This window comes from Streptomyces sp. NPDC057474 (assembly GCF_042802555.1).
Taxonomy (GTDB): Bacteria; Actinomycetota; Actinomycetes; order Streptomycetales; family Streptomycetaceae; genus Streptomyces.
In genome coordinates, this window is sequence record NZ_JBHVDX010000486.1 from 1 (window position 1) to 1,693 (window position 1,693).

Annotated in this window: 2 protein-coding genes; both read left to right on the forward strand. The window is 72.4% G+C overall.

Annotated elements, in window-relative coordinates; all coding sequences use genetic code 11:
* Positions 1–114 precede the first annotated feature (114 nt).
* Positions 115–942 (forward strand): methyltransferase, encoded by an 828-nt coding sequence (locus ACFU53_RS47945; protein WP_384006972.1) that lies wholly within the window; start codon positions 115–117, stop codon positions 940–942.
* A gap of 288 nt (positions 943–1,230) precedes the next feature.
* Positions 1,231–1,629, forward strand: a complete 399-nt coding sequence (locus tag ACFU53_RS47950; RefSeq protein WP_037693393.1) for a DUF3040 domain-containing protein — start codon at positions 1,231–1,233, stop codon at positions 1,627–1,629.
* Positions 1,630–1,693 lie beyond the last annotated feature (64 nt).

Genomic DNA, 1,693 nt, shown 5'->3' on the forward strand with positions numbered 1-1,693 from the left:
GCCCATTAGGGTTGGGGCATCAGCACCCTCCGCCGGGCCTTCGCGGCCCGGCGGAGACGCAAGCCCATCGCTCCGCCGCACGCCAGGCGGTGCCGCGCCGAGGAGTCAACTGCCGTGTCGGACCCGATGCGCCCGCCCGTCTCCCACCAACACCCTCGGACGACGTCGCTGCGCTCCGATCCCTCCCGACCCCGCGCCTCCCTCCGTACCGCCGTGGTCTGGGAGGTCCTCCAGGACGCCCTCGACCGCCGGGTGAAGGCCACGGGACGTGAGTCGCTCGACGTGCTGGACACCGGGGGCGGCAGCGGCAAGTTCGCGGTGCCGGTGGCCCGCCTCGGCCATCGCGTCACCGTCGTCGACCCCAGCCCGAATGCGCTGTTCGCGCTGGAGCGCCGGGCCGCCGAGGCCGGTGTCGCCGACCGTGTGCAGGGCGTCCAGGGCGACGCGCACGGCCTCTTCGACGTCGTCGAGCGCGGCGGGTACGACGCCGTGCTCTGCCACGGCGTCCTGGAGTACGTGGACGACCCCGCAGAGGGCATCGGCAACGCGGTCGCCGCGCTGCGCCCCGAGGGCGTCCTCAGCCTGCTCGCCGCCGGCCTGGGCGGCGCGGTGCTCGCGCGGGCCCTCGCCGGGCACTTCAAGGAGGCCCGGCAGGCGCTCGACGACCCGAACGGGCGCTGGGGCGAGGGTGATCCGGTTCCCCACCGCTTCACCGCCGAGCAGCTCACCGCGCTCGTCGAGGGCGCGGGCCTTCAGGTCGCCGCCGTGCACGGCGTCCGGGTCTTCGCCGACCTGGTCCCCGGCGTCCTCGTCGACACCGAGCCCGGCGCCCTGGACGCCCTGCTCGAGCTGGAGGCGGCGGCCGCCGAACTGCCCGCCTTCCACTCCGTGGCCACGCAACTTCATGTGCTGGGCGAGACGCGAGGGACCGCCGAGTCCTGAGCCGTCTCCCGAGGCGGATGAGGGTGACCCGCTGATCAGGGGCTCGGCGGCGGATGGAGTACGCCACAGGCCCCCCGATCGGGCGCGCGGAGCCGTATGATCGAGGGAGACCGTTCCGGCATGACGGGCCGCCCGCTGGGGAATTCACACCTCAGCGGGTCGGGGTGCCATGGCGGGTTCCGGTTGGCGAATTGGCGTAGAGGGGCGGGTTTCAAGGGGGCGATTCCCTGCCTATCCTGAAGAGGACCCCCCGGGTCGCTCCGGCGACCGCACGATGAGGAGGACTCCGTGCCGCTCTCAGAGCACGAGCAGCGCATGCTCGAGCAGATGGAGCGAGCGCTGTACGCCGAAGATCCCAAGTTCGCGTCAGCGCTTGAGGGAAGCGGGCTGCGTACGTACACCCGGCGGCGGGTCTACCAGGCGGTCGCGGGCTTTCTGGTGGGTATCGCGCTCCTCATGGCCGGAATGGTCGCACAGCAGATCTGGGTCAGCGTGGTGGGGTTCCTCGTCATGCTGGGCTGCGCCGTGCTCGCCGTCACCGGTTGGCGCAAGGCCCCCAAGCCGGGTGAGCAGCCCACCGGTGCCGCAGGCTCCGCCGGTGCGCGTCAGACACGACAGCGCCGCTCCATGATGGACCGAATCGAACAGCGCTGGCAGCGCCGTCGAGACGAGCAGGGCGGCCACTGAGCCCGTCGGATCGCCGATCCGACAGCCATAGCTGAAGACGGACGAAGGGTGACCGCCCAAGGGG